This window comes from Peteryoungia rhizophila (assembly GCF_004912145.1).
Taxonomy (GTDB): domain Bacteria; phylum Pseudomonadota; class Alphaproteobacteria; order Rhizobiales; family Rhizobiaceae; genus Allorhizobium; species Allorhizobium rhizophilum.
Genome location: NZ_STGT01000018.1, coordinates 1 through 891 on the forward strand (window position 1 = coordinate 1; position 891 = coordinate 891).

Sequence of the window (891 nt, forward strand, 5' to 3'; positions counted from 1 at the left end):
TTCCTGATGCGCGCGGTCGGCAAGAACCTTGACCGCTGAGGAGACAGACCATGGCTCGAGCTGCAACCCTTCGCCGCAAGATTGCCTTCACCGCGCTGGCCTGGACCATCGCGATGGTGATCTTCTTCCCGATCCTCTACACGATCATCACCTCGCTCAAGACCGAGACGGAGGCGATCCAGGGCTTCAACCTGATCCCGTCCTTCACGCTTGAAAACTACGTCACCGTTCAGACCCAGCGTGACTATTTCAAGCCCTTTATGAATTCGGTGATCATCTCCATCGGTTCGACCATTCTTGCGCTGTTCGTTGCGGTGCCTGCCGCCTGGGCCATGGCATTTTCGCCGACCAAGCGGACCAAGGACATCCTGATGTGGATGCTCTCGACCAAGATGATGCCGGCTGTCGCCGTTCTCGTGCCGATCTATCTGATCTTCCGCGACTTCGGCCTGCTCGATACCCGGATCGGTCTGACCATCATGCTGATGCTGATCAACCTGCCGATCGTCGTGTGGATGCTCTACACTTATTTCCGCGAAATTCCGGGCGAGATCCTGGAGGCGGCCCGCATGGACGGAGCCTCGCTCGTCAACGAGATTGTCTATGTCCTGACGCCCATGGCGATCCCCGGCATCGCCTCGACCATGCTGCTGAACGTCATCCTGGCCTGGAATGAAGCCTTCTGGACGATCCGCCTCACCACCACAAACGCAGCACCCTTGACCGCCTTTATCGCCTCCTTCTCCAGTCCGCAGGGTCTGTTCTGGGCGAAGCTTTCGGCAGCCTCGACGCTCGCCATCGCTCCCATCGTCATCCTCGGCTGGTTCAGCCAGAAACAACTCGTCCGTGGCCTCACCTTTGGCGCCGTGAAGTAAGGAACAAGAAGATGGG

At 58.6% G+C, this 891-nt stretch carries 1 protein-coding gene; it reads left to right on the forward strand.

Annotated elements, in window-relative coordinates:
• The first annotated feature begins 50 nt into the window (after nt 1-50).
• Nucleotides 51-875 (forward strand): carbohydrate ABC transporter permease, encoded by an 825-nt coding sequence (locus tag E9677_RS25080; RefSeq protein ID WP_136560796.1) that lies wholly within the window; start codon nt 51-53, stop codon nt 873-875.
• The last annotated feature ends 16 nt before the right edge of the window (nt 876-891 follow it).